Genomic DNA, 16,101 nt, shown 5'->3' with positions numbered 1-16,101 from the left:
GATGGTAGGTCAGGACTGGATCCTGAGGACCACTGGGGCGCTCCACCGCCACGGTCGCGTCATTCTCCCGGACTGTTCGGTTTGATCACTTGGTGTCCAAGGCGGCCCAGGATGTGACGGGTGGCGGGCGGATCCGCCTGGGGAAATGGGGGGCGGGGTCCCTCTGGTACGCGGTACGGTGCGCCGATGTCAGAGATCAAAAAGTTCCAGGTCACCTTTGACTGTGCAGAGCCCGAGCGCCTCGCTCGCTTCTGGTGTGAAGTGTTGGGGTACGTCATGCCGCCGCCACCTGAGGGGTTCACCACCTGGGACGATTTCAACCGCACCCTGCCTCCTGAGAAGGAGGGATCATGGTTCGCCTGCAGTGATCCCTCAGGCGTGGGCCCGCGCCTCTACTTCCAGCGCGTCCCTGAAGGCAAGATCGTCAAGAATCGGGTGCATCTCGACGTCCGGGTCGGCATCGGGCTCGTGGGGGACGAGCGCCTCGCCGCGCTCGAAGCCGAGTGTGCACGACTGGTCGCGCTCGGTGCGACCCACGTGCAAACGCTGTATGCCGATGAGGAAAACGAGTCGTGCATCCCGATGCTGGACATCGAGGGCAACGAGTTCTGTATCGACTGAACATCCTTCGAGCCGGGGAGGCGGGGAGCCACCTCCCTCGTCCGCGATGACCGTGGCCCGGCCGACGGCGGCCTTCGCACCGGAAAGTTCCCACGCCTTGCAATCGTTTCGCTTGCCGGGCAGCGGCCGACGGCGACGACGCGTTGGGAGTCGGCGTCGATGACGACCTGGTGGTTGGTGGAGTACCGATAGTTCTTCGACTGCTCGGCGATGATGTGGTCGCGGGTGGGAACCAGGGGGCCGTCCACGATCAACACGGTGTCCTTGCGGACGGCCGCTGGGGTCGTTTCCTGTCGACAATCCCCACGGTGTGCGGGCTGAGCTGCGATGTGCCGGTTTGGTGTCAGTGGGTGGGTGTCAGTGACGGCATGTCAGGGCGGGGAGTTTTTGCTGGTGGGGTGCTGAGGATGGGTGGGGTCGCTGACGTGCGCGTTGGCGTGGCCGCCCGTGCCGAGGGTCCGCCGGGATGCGGGGGGTGCCGTCGGGTGGGCGCCGAGGGCTCCGCGGGCCTGTAGCTGGTCGGGGTCGGGCAGGCGGATCCCGGGGAGTGTGTCGAGGAGGTCGGCCTGGGCGGCGGGGATGTTCTGGGGGGCCTGGGGACCGGCGCCGAGGGCGCGGCGGGCTGTCACGCGATCATCGTACGGGCGGTGATGGGCCGCCTGTGCCCGTGTCCGTGCATACGTCCTCGTCCGTTCCGCCGGCGCGTTTTCTCACCCGTTCGGGGCGGTGGAAACGCCGGGAGGGAAAACGTTTGGCGAGGGCGCGGTCAGTTGTGCCCGCGGGAAGCGTTCGGGATGGATATCCCCAGGTGGATCGACCAACAAGGGAAAGAGCGTCGGCCCGGGCACCAGGGGTGTGATGTCTGGTGTCCGGGCCGGTGGTGCGCGCATGGCGCGTGGGTTGTCGGACAATGAGATGGGAGTACCCCGGCCCGATTCCGGCGGGCCGGGGCCCCGTATTGGGCTGCTCGGCTTCGGGGTCAGTCCCGGCCGCCCTCGCCGCCCCAGCCGCCTTCGCCGCCCTCACCGCGGTCGTCGTGGTCGCAGACCACGCGGAAGCTGGCGACGACTCCGTTCTTGACCTTCACGCCGTCCTCGCCCTTCTCGTGGTGCTCGCCCTGCTCGTCGTGCTTGCCGTTCTCGTCGTGCTTGCCGTTCTCGTCGTGCTCGCCGTTCTCGTGGTGCTCGCGCTCCTCGCAGTTCTCGTTCTCGTTCCCGTTCTTCTTCTCGTCCTCGTCCTTGATCGTCGGGCAGACGCCGTCGGAGGAGCTCCAGGGGCCGACGGTGGCGATGGGGGCGCCGTTGTCGCAGACGGCTCCGCGGAAGACCTCGAGGCGCTTGTGGCTGTCGTTGCGGATGTTGAGGGTCTTGGCGCCCAGGCCGCTGACGACGGTGATGCAGTCGCCGGGGTGGGCGGAGTAGGACCGCTCGTTGATTTCGATCCGGCCTCTGTCCTCGTGGCGCCGGCCTTCCTCGCGCCGCTCGCCCCGGCCTTCGTTGCCCTTTCCTTCGTTGCCCTTGCCCTGTCCTTCGTTGTTGTTGGCCTTGTTCTGTCCGGAGTCGCCGCCGAAGGGTGCTGCCGAGGCGGCGGCCGGGACCGCCTGGGGCGCCGGGGCGGAGGCCGCCGAGGCGTAGGTGATGCCGGTCACGGCGAGCGCCGCGGCGGACGAGAGACCTGCAGCCACCATGGTGGAACGAGCGAGCTTCATGTCGCTTCTCCTGTCTGGATGTCTCGGAGATGTCGGCTCGTCAGCCGACTGCGACCAAAAGTACTCACAGCTGTCATACCGGGTCATATCGAAAGCTGTGCGGCAGGGGGCCGACCGGGGTATATACGGCCCTGCCTGGTGCACCGTCAGAATGTGAAGCAGCTCGAAGACCAGGCAGATTGAATGACCATTAGCCCCCCCGGATGAACTGCTGACGCCTGCTCACCCTCCGCTGGCTGCGTGTCGCTACGAAAGCCATGACTGATCCGTGTTACGGGAGGCGGCTGCGCCAGGGCCTGTTTGTCGTGCAGCCCGGCACGAGATCGCACAGTGGTGAGCCGGCCCTCCCGCGAGGGCGGGTGTCGCCAGCCTGGCGAATCGGTGCGGTAAACACGCCGGACGGCGCCGCAACTGCCCCGGGGCAGGGTCCACAGTTTCGCGCAGGTCTGACGCGCCCGCCCTGGTCGCAGGACTGTCCCTGTGAGGAGGCGTGTGCGCCTGTGCGCCCGGGGTCCTGGGAGTAGCGGGGTGTTGGGGAGTGGGGTTCATCCGTGACACTGCTGTGCGAAATCGAGGCGCCGCCTGCCGATGGGTGGACACCACCGGTACGGCTTGCGGGGGTTGCACGGATCCTTGCCGTGGATAAATCCGGCAGCATTCTGGCGACGCCCCTGTACATCGAGTACGCATCACGCTGAGGGATGGATCCGGCGGGCTGCGGGCCTAGAAGCCTCATGAAGATCTTGGTGGGGGGCTGTCCGGCCGGAGGCCGGGCAGCCCCTGTTGCTATGCGGTGGCCGGGGCGAGTTGCCAGCTGCCGCCGGTGTGGGTGAGTCCGAGGTTGATCAGTCGGCGGAGGTTGAGGGCGGCGGCTCGGGTGTGGAGCCAGGTGTTGTTGTTGATGGTTCCGCGGTAGCGCAGGCGGCGGTTGCCGTGCTGGACGAGCCAGGCGACGGCTCGTTCGACCGGTGGTCTCCAGCGCCGGTAGTCGGCTTGCCAGTCCGGGTCGGTGGCGGCTTGGTGGCGGGCCGCGGCCTGGAGGTCGTGGTGGGGGCGGATGGTCAGGATGCGGCCGGCCTTGGCCTTGGTGCACCGCTCACGCAGCGGGCATCGGGTGCACAGGTCCTTGAAGGCGGCCTTGCGCTGGTGGTGCTGTCCGCCGGGGTCCGACAGGGGGACCGTGTGCCCGGCGGGGCAGGTCACGAGGGCGGCGGTGGTGTTGATGGTGAAGTCGTCCAGGGTGAAGCCGCCGGGGACGGCGGGCCGTAGCGGGCGGGTTTGAAGAACAGCCGGTGTCCCGCCTGGTGGAGGGCTTGGCGCGTGTCGTGGCGGAGTAGGCGGTGTCGCCGAAGGCGTCCACCGGGTTCTCCTCGTCGGCCAGCAGGTCCAGGCCGACGGTGGCCTCGTGGTGCTCGGCTCCGGCGCCGGGCCGCAGAGCCACGGCGGTGTATAAGCCGGTCTCGGGCTCGATGGCCAGGTGGGCTTTGTATCCGTCCTGCTGGTGGGTGCGGGTCTTGTGGATGTGGCGGGCTTCGGGGTCGACGGTGGACACGACGCGGCCTGGAGCGGTCCCCTGGCTGATGCGCCAGCGTCCGTCGCGGCCGTCGGAGTCCTCGGCCGGCTCGACATCCTGCCCGGCGACCAGGGCCAGCAGGCCGAGTGCGTTGGCCGCCTTCTCGCCCAGTTCCTGCTCGGGCAGGTGGCCCAGCAGCCTGAGTGCGTCGGTGACCAGAGCGTCGACGAGTGCGGCGCGGGCCTGTTCGTCGTTCCAGGCGATACGGGGCTTGCCGGGATCGGTGTAGTCATGCGCGGTGCACTGCACCGCGGCCACCTCGCCGGCCCCGGGGACCTCGCGGATCACCGCGCGGACGGCGGCGATGAGCTGGGTGACGGTGTCCTGGGTGGCGACCGCGTCGTCCAGCACGGTGGAGTCCAGCGCCCGCCGGTGCTTGCCCTTCAGCACGCCGGTGGCCTTCACGACCTCCCGCACCGCCTCGAACACCCGGTTGGGCCGGGGCGAACGCGATAGCCGGCGCCGGAAGTAGGCCAGCAACGACGGATCGAACGCCATGTCATGCAGACCGAGTCCGCAGGCGGCCTTCCATCGCAGGTCACACCGCAGTTCCTGGACCGTCTCGAAGTCCGACAGCCCGTGCAGGGACTGCAGCGTGATCGCCGCGGCCAGGATCTGCGGCGGCATGCTCGGCCGCCCGTTCGCCGACGGGTACATGTCCGCGAACATCTCAGCCGGAAACAGCGCACCACGGTGCTCGGCCAGAAACGCGAACACACTCCCCGCCGGGATCAACTCCCGGCAGGTCTCCCACACATCCGGTCCGACCGTCTCCCCGGCCCATTCCCCCATCACCACGAAACGAGTCTGGCCCCGCCGTTCACGCGGCGGGGCCAGAACCCCAAGATCTTCATGACCCTTCTAGCGGAAGGCCGCAGCCGATACACCGCGGCTCAGGACGCGTCGGCGGGGCTCCCCGCCATCCCCGTCACCTGCCTGACCGTCCTGTGCGCCCACCCACCGCCCCCTGGGCTCGACAGGACTACCGCTCCTGCCCGGCTTCGCCGAAAAGCGCAGGCTCCGCTCACCCTCTACTCGACGAACCTGATCGAGTCGATCAACGCACGGCTGCGGAAAGCCATCCGTCGGCCACGGCCACGGGCGAAGCCACGTCCGGGCGAGTTCGGCGCCCCAGACGCCCGCCGCGTCCGTACCCGGCGGGGGCGCGCCGACGACGAGTTCGGTGACGCCCGCAGCGGCCAGCGCGGGCAGGTGCTCGGGGGTGCCGTCGCCCAGGGCGACGGCGACCGTGAACTCGTCGAAGGCGCGGCCGCTGCGGGCGCACGCGTGGGCGAGGACGGCGATACGGGCGGGCACGTCGGCCGCCGGGACGTTGAAGCCGTACCAGCCGTCGGCGAGCGCGGCCGCGCGGCGCAGGGCGGCATCGCTGTTGCCACCGACAACGACCGGGAGTCGGCCGCCGCGCAGGGGCTTGGGGTTGACCCGGATGGCCTCGAAGCGGGTGAACTCCCCCGCGAAGGAGGCCGGGTCCTCGGCCCAGAGGGTGCGCATCGGGGCGAGGTACTCCTCCATGCGCCGCCCGCGCCCGGCGAAGGGGACCCGGAGCGCCGCGAACTCCTCGGCCGACCAGCCGACCCCTGCCCCGAGACTGAACCGTCCGGCACAGAGCACGTCGAGTGTGGCGGCCTGCTTGGCGACGACGACCGGGTTGTGCTCGGGCAGCAGGAGCACGCCGGTGGCGAACTCGATGCGGCTGGTGACCGCTGCCGCGAAGCTCAGGGCGAGCAGCGGGTCCAGCCAGTCGGCGTCCGCGGGCACGGCGATCCGGCCGTCCGCGGAGTAGGGGTAGCGGGAGGCGGGCCCGTCCACGAGCACCACGTGCTCGCCGCACCAGAGCCTCGCGAAGCCGTGCGCCTCCGCGGCCGTGGCCACCGCCCGGATGACCTCGGGACGGGCACCGTCACCGATACCGAGCGCGTGCAACCCCACTCGCATCGCCCACCTCCTGGCGGCACCGTAAGCGGGCGGCGCGCCCGCGCCGGGACGATGTGGCCGAACGACCGGTGGATCGGGTGCGGCGCCGCGTCGTGCTCCTGACCGCGGCGGACCGCGTGCGACTCGACGGCCGTCAGCCCATCGGCGCATGTCAGGAGCCGGGTGCTGCGGCGCGGCTCCCGCGGTCCGCAGGGGCGCCGGCGCGCGCACGGCCCGGCCTCACGCGTGCGTCGTGTCCGGGGTGGCGCGGTCGGCGATCCAGCGGTCGACGCGAGCACTGGCCGAGCAGCCACTCGCTGCGGGCGTCGTCGCCCGGCGGGACACGGCCGGCGGGTTGCGTTCCGCGCGGGACGCCCGGCGCGGCAGCCCCCGTCGGCGTAGCGAGGCGATCGCGCGTCGGCGGCGGCGCGGCATGAAGTTGCCGCCCTCCGGGAAGATCACGAGCGCGTCGCCCGGGCCCGGCCCGGCCGCCAGATCCCCCATCGCGTTCTCGGCCCGCCCATCGAGGGGCGGAAGGAAGCAGTGGGGGACCCGCCCGATGAGGACATCGATAGCGGGGTCGGCACGCAGGGCGCGCTTCAGGACGGTGTGGGGACGCGGCCCGGCCTCGCTGAGCAGTGTCGGGAGCAGCAGGAAGGAGTCGCCGACCCCCGCAAACACCAGGACCGGCGCCGCCGTGTGTCCGTGCGCGACTGGAAGCGGGGGCGTCACCTCCCCCCGGAGGCGGAAGAGCCGCTCGCCCGCACGCGGTAGCAGCCGCAGCACCCTCTCCAGCACCGCGAACGCGTCCGCGGCCGCCGCGGCGCGCCGCTTCCCGTGGTCCCGCCGGGCGGGCACGCGTCGCGCCCACAGGCTGGCGGCGGCCACCAGCCCGGGCAGGTTCACCAGGAGATACAGCAGGGCGAACCCGGCGATCCGCACCAGCCGCCACGCACCGCGTGTGGCGTGTGGCGAGCGAGACCGGCACGCAGGGCACGCCTGCGGCGACGAGGAGCGCGGCCACCGCGGGGACGAGGGCGAGCAGCAGCGTGATCGTGGTGGTACGGCGCAACCCGGTGACCACCGCGCCGGCCAGCCGCACCGGAAGTCCTCGATGCGCACCCGCACCGGTCATGGTGCGCTGAGAACGGGTAGCGGGAGGGGGCCGCGTAGGCGCGCTCGATGCGTTCGGCGATCCGGCCGGAGCTGCGGTACCGCAGCGGTCGCAGCGTGGCCGGGCCCTCCTCGGGGCCGGAGCCCGACGGCAGCACGCGGACCGTGACGCCGGGCGGCGGGTCCACGATGTCGCGGGCGAATCGGTGTCTGCGAGCGATCTCGAACGCCACCAGCGCCACCTGCCAGGGAGCCCGTGGCGGGGAGAGGGGGCGCTCGACGTGGCCGACCTGCAGGACGTAGACCTCGGTGGCGCCGAGGGCCACTGCGGCGAAGAGCGCCATGACCCCAACTATCCCTGCGGTGACGGTCTCCACAGTAGGAGGGGAGGTGCACTTCGGACTTCCCCCTGAGGCAACTGTCTGCGCAGCGGCGCGCCGAACCCAGTGGGTCCCAACGCCTCAGCACCCCCCCCGCATTTGTCAGTGGCGGGAGATACCGTCAGTCAGTCGGGCGCCCGGCAGTGTGGCAGGGCACTGACCGGAGGCGGATCTCGTCTCCAGTACGGCTGGAGGTTGCATGGCCCTGGACAAACGCCGAGTGCGGCTTGTGATCCGCCGCTCCCTCCACCGTGGACCCCTTGAGCGCGGCTCACCACGGCTGGAGCAGCCACGGGTGCGCACCGGTGCATGCAACCACCATGGGCCCCGCCGCCTCCACAGTGGCGGTCGTCGTCGGCGCCGTGCTCCGCAGGTACCCAGCACATTGAGCTGCCCCGAGCGGGCTTTCCTTCGGCATGCCTTCCAGGCTGTCCAGGTAGCGCGCGAGGGCCTGCTGTGCGGCTGGGCTGCCGATCTGCCGCCGGTAGGCGTCGTCGACCGGGGCGCCTCCACGCGCAGGCGGCCCCGCCGCGTGTTGTTCTATGCCTGACCGACCATGGCGGCGGGCCGGACGATGCGGTCGAAGTCCTCGGCGCTGATGTAACCGGAAGCCAGTGCGGCGGAACGCAGGGTGGTGTCCTCGTCGTCGGCCTTGTGGGCGATCGCGGAGGCCTTGTCGTAACCGATCACGGGAGAGAGGGCCGTGACCAGCATGAGGGACCGGTCGACGTAGGCGTCGATCTGGTCCCGGTTCAGCTGGATGCCCTCAACGCAGTATTCGCGCATCTTGGTGCAGGCGTCGGCGAGGATGCCGGCCGCGTGCAGGAAGTTGTTGATGATGACCGGGCGCATGGCGTTGAGTTCGAAGTTGCCCTGGGTGCCGGCGAAGGCGATGGCCTCGTCCTCGGACAGCACCTGGATGCAGACCATGACCATGGCCTCGCACTGGGTCGGGTTGACCTTGCCCGGCATGATCGAGGAACCGGGCTCGTTCGCCGGGAGGATGAGTTCGTCGAGGCCGCAGCGGGGGCCGGAGGCCAGCCACCGGATGTCGTTGGCGATCTTCATCAGGGGCACCGCCAGGGCGCGCAGCCCGGCGGACGCGCCGGCCATGGCATCCAGGCCGCCCTGGGCCGCGAACTTGTTCTGCGCGGTGGTGAACGGGTACCCGGTCGCCTCGGCGATCTCGGCCGCGACCTGCTCGCCGAATCCGGGCGGGGCGTTGAGCCCCGTGCCGACCGCCGTCCCGCCCATGGCGAGTTCGTACAGGCCCTCGGCGGATGTCGTGACCCGGGCGACGGCTTGGTGCAACTGGTGTGCGTAGCCGGACCATTCCTGTCCCACGGTGAGCGGGACGGCGTCCTCCAGGTGGGTGCGGCCGATCTTCACCACGTCGTGCCACTGGCGTGCCTTGGTCTCGATGGCATGCTGCAGCGCCCGCACGGCGGGCAGCAGGTGTTCGTGTATCTCCTTGACCGCAGCGATGTGCATGGCGGTGGGGAAGGTGTCGTTGGAGGACTGTCCCATGTTGACGTGGTCGTTGGGGTGGACCGGGGACTTGCTGCCCAGTTCGCCGCCGGCCAGTTGGATGGCGCGGTTGCTGATCACCTCGTTGGTGTTCATGTTGGACTGGGTCCCGGAGCCGGTCTGCCAGACGTAGAGCGGGAAGTGATCGTCCAGTTCGCCCGCGATGACTTCGTCGGCCACCCGCTGGATCAGGTCGGCCTTCCAGGCCGGCAGCCGTCCGGCGCGCCCGTTGACGGAGGCGGCGGCCTTCTTCACGTAACCGTAGGCGTGGTAGACCGCTTTGGGCATCCGATCGTCGCCGATGGAGAAGTGGATCAGGGACCGCTGCGTCTGGGCACCCCAGTAGCGGTCCGCGGGAACGTCGATGGCGCCCATGGAGTCGGTCTCCCGCCGGGAGCCGGACGCGTGCAGGCCGATGGGGATGTCGCGGATCCGCGGGGCTTCGTCCTGAGCGGCCGACCCGGCCCGGTCGTCGGCGGAGTGTTCCGTGTTCATGCCGCTGCTCCGTCGGTGTAGACCGGCTGCCACATGGCCTGGCGGACAGCCTCTTCGATGTCGACCGGCTTGGAGGTGGCCACGCCGTCGTCGAGCGCCGCCTTCACCACCGCGGTCGCCGTGATCGCGGACGACTCCCGCAGGTCGTCCACTGCCGGCAGGAGGGAGGCGCCCGGCCCCGAGGGGTCGACCTGGTCGGCGACCGCCTGCGCGGCCGCGAGCAGCATGCCCGCGGTCACCTGGGACGCACCGGAGACGATCGCGCCCAGGCCCAGACCCGGGTACAGCAGCGCGTTGTTGGCCTGACCGATCCGGTAGGTCACGCCGTCGTATTCGACGGGCTCGACGGGGATGCCGGTCGCGACGAGCGCTTTCCCCCTGGACCAGGCGATGACGTCGGCGGGCATGGCCTCGATCCGGGAGGTGGGGTTGGAGATCGGGAAGATGATCGGCCGCTCGGTGCCCTCGGACATGGCCTCGACGACCTCACGCGTGAACGCGCCGTGCGCGGTGGAGGTGCCCAGCAGTATGGTCGGCTCGACCCTGCGCACCGTTTCCAGCAGTGAGATCTGACCATCGCTCCGCTCCCAGTCCGCGATCTCGGCCGGATCACGCGCGTAGGTCTGCTGGAAGTCGCGCAGGTCGGTCATGTCCCGGATGAGCAGTCCCTGTTTGTCGACGAGCCACACCTGTGCGGCGGCGCGCTCCGCGTCCGCGCCGTCGCGGATCATCGTGTCGCGCAGTTGGTCGGCGATGCCCACGCCGGCGGTCCCGGCGCCGAAGACGACCAGTTTCTGCTCACGCATCCGCACACCGCTGACCTTGACGGCGGACAGGGCCGCGGCCAGTGTGATGGCTCCGGTGCCCTGCATGTCGTCGTTGAAGATCCGGTAGCGGCCGCCGTACTGCTCCAGGATCCGCCGTGCGTTGCTGGGACCGAAGTCCTCGAAGTGCAGGAGCGCGTCGGGGAACGCGGACGACGCCGTCTCCAGGTACTTCTCGATGAACGAGTCGTAGTCGGCGCCACGGACGCGGGGATGCCGGTTGCCCAGGTACAGCGGGTCCTCCTGGAGCGATACGCGGTCCGTACCCACGTCCAGCGACACGGGAACGACACGGCTCGGGTCGATGCCCGCGGCCGCGGTGTAGACCGCGAGCTTCCCGACCGATATCTGGATCCCGTTCACACCCCAGTCCCCGATGCCCAGGATCTCCTCCGCGTCGGTGCACACGATCAGGTCGACGTCCTCGGGCCCGAGTTGAAGCGTGGCGAAGGCCTTCTCCATGTCGTCGGGCCGGTCGACGGACAGGAAGATGCCGCGCGGGCGTCGGTACTCGTGGGAGTACTTTTCGATCGCTTCGCCCACGGTGGGGTCGTAGACGATCGGCAGCAGTTCGGCCAAGTGCTCGGTGAGTACCTTGAAGTACAGGGTTTCATTGCGGTCGTGCAGCTGTTCCAGGTACACGTTCTTGGCGAGGTCGCTGCTCTGAGCCTGCATCTGCTGGTAGGCACGCTGAGCCTGCCGGTCGAGCGTGAGCACTGCGGAGGGCAGGCGCCCCGTGAGGCCGAGGGCTTCCCGTTCCTCAGGTGTGAAGGCAACGCCGCGGTTACGCAGCGGATCGACGAGGACGCCGGGGATGGCTGGGGTCCGCGCGTGGCTGTCGGTCATGACGATCTCCCTCTGTGCGAAAGCCGAGTCGGCACTGCCCGGGGTTACTGCGCGGACACGCTCCATGCGGAGTGCGATCTTGATCAGAACCTGCGACGGTCAGACCGGCCCGGGGCCCGGCGGAATATGGAGGTATGAGCCCGGCGTCCCCATGGGACGATCACTCGCCGACGCGCGCGGCCCGGCGGGCCCGCCCCACACATCGGTGGGGACCTCATCGGTGCCAGAGTATGAATTCAGGCTAACGACTCGCCGACGGGGTGCGCGACTTCGCGCTTCGGCGCGTCCCACGACCAGCACCGTCACATCGTCGTGGCCTCGGACGCGGCATCGAGTACCCGGTCCGCGGTCGCCTCGGCGGCCAGCCCGCCGCGCAGGGCCTGGGCCCTCGACGACAACGGCGGTGACCATCCGCCGGCGCGCTGTCGCGCTACGGCCTCCGACCGGGCCGAGGGGAAAGACCGGCATGGCGAGGTCATGGCCGTACCGGGGACACAGTGACGTCCTGACGCGGGCGGCGGATGCACTCCTGCCGATGCGGAAGGTGCTGCGCCTTGCCGGTGCGGAGGGCCTCGGAGAGGGTGCTCAGCGCACCGACGTGCCGTGCGCGGCGTCGGCCCGCCGCAGCGGGATCCCGCCGTCGAAGGAGACGCGCAGTCGCCCTTCGCCGACCGACACCGGCAAGGCACCGGTACCGCCCAAGGCCGCGGCGAGCCGTGTCGGTACGGCCTGCCGCAGCTCCTGCTGGTGGCTGCGGTGAGTGGACTCGTCGGACCACCCAGCGTCGACGCCACCCAGGTCGCTTCCCGCGTTCAGGGGTGCCTCCGCACCGACTGCCACGTCGTCCGCCCGGCGTCATGGCCATCGCGGCGTCGAGGGAGTCGACGGGGCGGCAGTCGCGCGGATCGCGTCAGCTCGTCACGACGCCGTGCAGGAGCAGGTCGATGAGTCTGGTGGCCAGGTCGCGTCGTTCTTCGCTGGCGGCCATGAGGCTGATTCCGCCGAGGGCCATCAGCACGTCCTGCGCCTCGACCCCTGGCCGTGCCACCGACTGCCCCTCCGCGGCGCCGAGCAGGTGGGCGATGGCGTCGGCGAGCAGTGACCGGGTGTGTACCTTCTCGCTCTCGTCGGTGAGGACCACGGCCAGCGCGTCGGCCATGCCCTGCTTGGCGGCCATGAAGTCGATGAAGCGCTCCATCCAGGTCCGCAGCGCGTCCACCGGTGACTGCGTGGCGGTGAGGTGCTGTGCCGCCTCGCACAGGCGCTGTACTTCTTGCCGGTAGATCGCCTCGATCAGCAGTTCCTTGGAGGGGAACCGGCGGTAGAGGGTGCCGACGCCGACACCTGCCGCACGGGCGATGTCCTTGACTGAGGCGCCCGCTCCCTCACGGGCGAAGGCGTCCGCTGCCGCCTCCAGCAGTCGGTCCTCATTGCGTTGCGCGTCGGCGCGCAGCGGCCTGCCGGGCCGCGCCGAGCCCCCATCGATGCCGGTCACCGGCGACTCCCTTCCTCGTCACGCTTGCAACCGGAACCGGTTCCGCTTACTCTCGATGGCGTAACCGGAATCAGTTCCGGATATGAGGGTACGACACCCCTGGCTGCGTGCCATCGGACGCGCACTCGCCTCCCGTTCCCGTCGCCTTCCTGGAGAACCCATGACCGACAACCTCCTCACGACCCCGTTCGGGGTGCAGACGACCGCCGCCGAGGTACTGGCAGGCATCGGCCTGAGCGGCCAGCGCGCCATCGTCACCGGGGGCGCTTCCGGCATCGGACGTGAAACCGCCCGGGTCCTGGCCGCCGCCGGCGCCGAGGTGACCATCGGCGTCCGCGACCTGGCCGTCGGCGTGCGGGTCGCGGAGGAGATCGCACCGGCAAACGGTCCGGGAACGGTCGACGCCGCGCCGCTCGACCTCGCCGATCAGAATTCGGTGCACGCCTTTGTGGCGGCGTGGCGGGGGCCGCTGCACATCCTGGTCCTCAACGCCGGCGTGATGGCCTCGCCGCTGGAGCGGACGAAGGAAGGCTGGGAAATGCAGTTCGCCACCAACCACCTCGGCCACTTCGCCCTCGCCACCGGTCTGCACAGCGCCCTGACAGCAGCCCACGGTGCACGCGTGGTCGCCGTCAGCTCGGTCGGCCACGTCAACGGCGGCGTGATCTTCGACGACATCAACTTCAAGCAGCGCCCCTACGACCCATGGGCTGCCTACAGCCAGTCCAAGACCGCCAATGTCCTGTTCGCGGTCGAGGCGGGCCGCCGCTGGGCGACCGACCTCATCGCCGTCAACGCCCTCAACCCGGGCCGCATCACCAGCACCCGGCTCGGCCGCCACATCGGGGACATCTCCAACAGCCCGGCCTCGTTCGACCCCACCAGCACCGACGTGTCCTGGAAGAACATCGAGCAGGGTGCCGCGACCTCGGTGCTGCTCGCCGCCTCTCCGTTGGCCGAGGGCGTGACCGGCCGGTACTTCGAGGACTGCAACGAGGCCGGCCCGCACCGGCCTGGTGTGCGCCGGGGCGTCGCCGCCCACGCGGTGGACCTTCATAACGCGGCCCGCCTGTGGCAGGTCTCCCTCGACATGCTCACGACCGTCTCCACGGCCGCCTGACGGCACCGTCCAGCACCAGCAGCCGCGGGCCCGCAACGTGCACCGGGCGGCCACCACCGCATCGCCGCCGTCACGCATTCCGACCCCCGGTTTCGATCTCGATCCAGATCAAGGAGACAGTCATGTCCGCACGTCTGCAGAACACCGTTGCCCTGGTGACCGGCGCCAGCAGCGGCATCGGCGAGGCAACCGCCCTGAGCCTCGCCGCGGAGGGCGCCGCCGTCGCCCTGGTCGCCCGGCGGCCGTGACCGGCTCGAGGAGTTGGCCGGGAAGATACGCGCCGAGGGCGGGGCTGCCCTCGGGGTGGATGCCGACATCACGGACCCGGAAGAGGCGACGGCCGCCGTGGAACGTGTGGTGATCGAACTCGGCCGCGTGGACATCCTCGTCAACAACGCTGGTGTGGGCATGGCCGGACCGGTCCTGAACACGCCGGCCCAGGAATGGGAGCGCATGCTGACGGTGAACCTCCAGGCCATGGTCCATGTCACCCACGCGGCGCTGCCGCACCTGCTGAGCGCGGCGGAGGACTCGCCCCGCCGGGTTGCGGACCTGGTCAACATCAGCTCCACCGCGGGACGTGTGGCACGGCCAGGCACGGCGGTCTACAGCATGACCAAGTTCGGTGTGAACGGGTTCACCGAGGCCCTGCGCCAGGAGGTCATGCGGAAGCGACTGCGCGTGAGCGTGGTCGAACCCGGGACGGTGGACCCGAGTTCGTCACGCACTCGCGGGACGAGATCAGAGCGTCGTTGAGCCGGCAGCTGGCCGGGATGGAGATGCTGCGCCCCGAGGACGTCGCGGACACGGTCGCCTTCGTCGTCACGCGTGACCGCAGGGTGTCCGTCAACGAAGTCTTCGTCCGCGCTTCCGAGCAGACCCGGTGGGCCCCTCGCGGCGCCGTACCGGTCAGTACCCGTCGACCTCCACGACAGCCGCCGCGAACCCCTGCGGGTCCTCCTGCGGAACGTTGTGCCCTACGCCCAGGGTCCGGTGCGCGTACTTGCCTGCGAACTTCTTGCGATACGCGGACCCGTTCCCCGGAGGGGTGAACGGATCGTGCGCTCCGTCGATGGTGATCGTCGGCACCTTGATGACCGGCGCCGCGGCCAGACGCTTTTCCAGCTCGTCATACCGCGGCTGACCCTTCGCGAGCCCTAGGCGCCAGCGGTAGTTGTCGATCACGATGCTGACGTAATCGGGGTTGCCGAATGCCGCTGCCGTCCGATCGAAGGTCGCCTCGTCGAAGTTCCAGGTCGGGGAGTTGAACTTCCAGACCAGTTTGGCCAGATCGCGCCGATACTCCTGGAGGCCGAGTACGCCTCTTTCGGTAGAGAAGTAGTACTGATACCACCAGGCCCATTCGCTCTTCGGCGGCGTCGGCATCTTGTTGGCCTCGGCATTCACAATGAGGTAGCCGGTCACCGAGATCAGTGCTTTGCAGCGCTCCGGCCAGAGGGCCGCAATGATGTCGCCCGTCCGCGATCCCCAGTCGTACCCGGCGAGAACGGCCTTGTCGATCTTCAGGGCGTCCATCAGCGCGACGATGTCGACGGCGAACGCCGACTGTTGTGCGTTCCTGGGCGTTTTGCTCGACAGGAATCGCGTGGTGCCATGGCCGCGCAGATAGGGGACGATCACCCTGTACCCCTTGGCCGCGAGCAACGGCGTGACCGCCTCGTAGCTGTGAATGTCGTAGGGCCAGCCGTGCATGAGCACGACCGCCTGCCCATTCGCCGGTCCGGCTTCGACGTACCCCACGTCGAGTTCCCCGGCGTGGATCTGCTTCACCGGGCCAAAGGACGTCCGTTTCGCAGGATCAACCCCGGGATGAGTCATATGTTCTCGCGATTCCGACTGTGCCTGCGCAGTGTCCCACATGGCGAACTGGGCCGTCACAGCGGTTGCGGCTGCGGCTCCGAGGAATTGACGACGGCTATGCATGGGTCCGCGTATCTCCATCGGTGAATCTCCTTGTTCGAGGAGGGCGCGGGCAGGCCACGGACGGCGTGACGCCGAGGCAGGGGCCGGCAGTCGGATGTGTCTGATCTCCGTGGTCGAGGACCTTCATGGCCGGGGTCTCACGCCGCTTCACTCCTCTGCCATGGAACACTCGTATGGCTGACGTCGCAACGTGACGGGACATGTGCACATTGCTCCGTCTGAGTGGTTCCGGTGGTCACCCGGCATGCGGTCGACATAAACGGCATTGGCCTCGTCGGACGCGGCATCCGCGTGCCGCAGCAGCGTCTGGAGCGGCTGCGACGGTGTTCCCTGCTCGACCATGACGGTCGTCACCTCACATATCTCGTGTACGAGGGTCGTGTCACTGGGCGGTGTGGTTCTATTTGAAATTCGCACGACCGTGATATCTGAGCCGAAAATCACGGGGTATCATTGTAGGTCAGGCGGTCGCGGCGAGTGGATTTCGAGCGCACGGGTGGAATAGTACGACCTCGGGAAA

The 16,101-nt window shown here is 69.6% G+C and carries 14 protein-coding genes and 2 pseudogenes; 4 read left to right on the top strand and 12 right to left on the bottom strand.

What is annotated here, in order from left to right:
• The first annotated feature begins 186 nt into the window (after window positions 1–186).
• Window positions 187–621: a VOC family protein gene (locus A6P39_RS01005; RefSeq protein ID WP_067039892.1), complete on the top strand. Its 435-nt coding sequence runs from the start codon at window positions 187–189 to the stop codon at window positions 619–621.
• A 33-nt stretch (window positions 622–654) separates the two neighbouring features.
• On the opposite strand, the pseudogene A6P39_RS01000 reads toward A6P39_RS01005, so the two are convergent.
• The 11 genes and pseudogenes from A6P39_RS01000 to A6P39_RS00950 form a co-directional block, all read right to left on the bottom strand.
• A pseudogene (locus tag A6P39_RS01000) lies at window positions 655–887 on the bottom strand (transposase); the annotation flags it as partial.
• Between the two features lie 105 nt (window positions 888–992).
• Window positions 993–1,250, bottom strand: coding sequence for a hypothetical protein (locus tag A6P39_RS00995; protein WP_067039888.1), 258 nt, complete (start codon window positions 1,248–1,250; stop codon window positions 993–995).
• A 350-nt stretch (window positions 1,251–1,600) separates the two neighbouring features.
• Complete coding sequence (locus A6P39_RS00990) at window positions 1,601–2,329, bottom strand: hypothetical protein (RefSeq protein ID WP_067039885.1); 729 nt, start codon at window positions 2,327–2,329, stop codon at window positions 1,601–1,603.
• A 786-nt stretch (window positions 2,330–3,115) separates the two neighbouring features.
• Window positions 3,116–4,694: pseudogene (locus tag A6P39_RS00985) on the bottom strand (IS1182 family transposase).
• Between the two features lie 69 nt (window positions 4,695–4,763).
• Entirely contained in the window at window positions 4,764–5,858 is a 1,095-nt protein-coding gene (locus tag A6P39_RS00980; protein WP_234378953.1) for an LLM class F420-dependent oxidoreductase, read from the bottom strand.
• 219 nt (window positions 5,859–6,077) lie between these two features.
• Entirely contained in the window at window positions 6,078–6,779 is a 702-nt protein-coding gene (locus A6P39_RS00975) for a hypothetical protein (protein WP_234378954.1), read from the bottom strand.
• Window positions 6,740–7,294, bottom strand: a complete 555-nt coding sequence (locus A6P39_RS00970; RefSeq protein ID WP_234378955.1) for a hypothetical protein — start codon at window positions 7,292–7,294, stop codon at window positions 6,740–6,742. The genes A6P39_RS00975 and A6P39_RS00970 overlap by 40 nt, the downstream gene beginning before the upstream one ends.
• Window positions 7,295–7,870: 576 nt before the next feature.
• A complete protein-coding gene (gene fumC, locus A6P39_RS00965; RefSeq protein ID WP_067047483.1) occupies window positions 7,871–9,352 on the bottom strand; it encodes a class II fumarate hydratase in 1,482 nt (493 codons plus the stop codon).
• The gene (locus A6P39_RS00960; protein ID WP_275883766.1) at window positions 9,349–11,022 is read right to left on the bottom strand and encodes an NAD-dependent malic enzyme; all 1,674 of its coding nucleotides are present in this window, start codon (window positions 11,020–11,022) and stop codon (window positions 9,349–9,351) included. The genes fumC and A6P39_RS00960 overlap by 4 nt, the downstream gene beginning before the upstream one ends.
• Window positions 11,023–11,607: 585 nt before the next feature.
• The gene (locus A6P39_RS00955; RefSeq protein ID WP_067040206.1) at window positions 11,608–11,862 is read right to left on the bottom strand and encodes a hypothetical protein; all 255 of its coding nucleotides are present in this window, start codon (window positions 11,860–11,862) and stop codon (window positions 11,608–11,610) included.
• A gap of 70 nt (window positions 11,863–11,932) precedes the next feature.
• Window positions 11,933–12,517: a TetR/AcrR family transcriptional regulator gene (locus A6P39_RS00950; RefSeq protein WP_079133162.1), complete on the bottom strand. Its 585-nt coding sequence runs from the start codon at window positions 12,515–12,517 to the stop codon at window positions 11,933–11,935.
• A 160-nt stretch (window positions 12,518–12,677) separates the two neighbouring features.
• On the opposite strand from A6P39_RS00950, the gene A6P39_RS00945 reads away from it, so the two are divergent.
• The 3 genes from A6P39_RS00945 (at window position 12,678) to A6P39_RS00935 (ending at window position 14,393) form a co-directional block, all read left to right on the top strand.
• Window positions 12,678–13,637 carry an SDR family NAD(P)-dependent oxidoreductase gene (locus A6P39_RS00945; RefSeq protein WP_067040209.1) on the top strand — a complete coding sequence of 320 codons (960 nt, stop codon included), beginning with the start codon at window positions 12,678–12,680 and terminating at the stop codon, window positions 13,635–13,637.
• 122 nt (window positions 13,638–13,759) lie between these two features.
• Window positions 13,760–13,885: an SDR family NAD(P)-dependent oxidoreductase gene (locus A6P39_RS00940; RefSeq protein WP_267893286.1), complete on the top strand. Its 126-nt coding sequence runs from the start codon at window positions 13,760–13,762 to the stop codon at window positions 13,883–13,885.
• A gap of 13 nt (window positions 13,886–13,898) precedes the next feature.
• Window positions 13,899–14,393 (top strand): SDR family NAD(P)-dependent oxidoreductase, encoded by a 495-nt coding sequence (locus A6P39_RS00935; RefSeq protein WP_267893287.1) that lies wholly within the window; start codon window positions 13,899–13,901, stop codon window positions 14,391–14,393.
• Window positions 14,394–14,546: 153 nt separating this feature from the next.
• Here the strand turns inward: A6P39_RS00935 and A6P39_RS00930 are convergent, their stop codons facing one another.
• A complete protein-coding gene (locus tag A6P39_RS00930) occupies window positions 14,547–15,581 on the bottom strand; it encodes an alpha/beta fold hydrolase (protein ID WP_067040262.1) in 1,035 nt (344 codons plus the stop codon).
• Window positions 15,582–16,101: the final 520 nt, after the last annotated feature.

It is taken from the genome of Streptomyces sp. FXJ1.172 (genome assembly GCF_001636945.3).
GTDB lineage: Bacteria > Actinomycetota > Actinomycetes > Streptomycetales > Streptomycetaceae > Streptomyces.
This window is presented reverse-complemented; position numbering and strand designations above follow the sequence as displayed.

Bases quoted from the DNA above. Each gene is read 5' to 3' on its own strand.
- A6P39_RS01005 (WP_067039892.1), top strand. From the start codon at position 187: ATGTCAGAGATCAAAAAGTTCCAGGTCACCTTTGACTGTGCAGAGCCC.
- A6P39_RS00990 (WP_067039885.1), bottom strand. From the start codon at position 2,329: ATGAAGCTCGCTCGTTCCACCATGGTGGCTGCAGGTCTCTCGTCCGCC.
- A6P39_RS00980 (WP_234378953.1), bottom strand. From the start codon at position 5,858: ATGCGAGTGGGGTTGCACGCGCTCGGTATCGGTGACGGTGCCCGTCCC.
- A6P39_RS00970 (WP_234378955.1), bottom strand. From the start codon at position 7,294: ATGGCGCTCTTCGCCGCAGTGGCCCTCGGCGCCACCGAGGTCTACGTC.
- fumC (WP_067047483.1), bottom strand. From the start codon at position 9,352: ATGAACACGGAACACTCCGCCGACGACCGGGCCGGGTCGGCCGCTCAG.
- A6P39_RS00960 (WP_275883766.1), bottom strand. From the start codon at position 11,022: ATGACCGACAGCCACGCGCGGACCCCAGCCATCCCCGGCGTCCTCGTC.
- A6P39_RS00945 (WP_067040209.1), top strand. From the start codon at position 12,678: ATGACCGACAACCTCCTCACGACCCCGTTCGGGGTGCAGACGACCGCC.
- A6P39_RS00940 (WP_267893286.1), top strand. From the start codon at position 13,760: ATGTCCGCACGTCTGCAGAACACCGTTGCCCTGGTGACCGGCGCCAGC.
- A6P39_RS00930 (WP_067040262.1), bottom strand. From the start codon at position 15,581: ATGCATAGCCGTCGTCAATTCCTCGGAGCCGCAGCCGCAACCGCTGTG.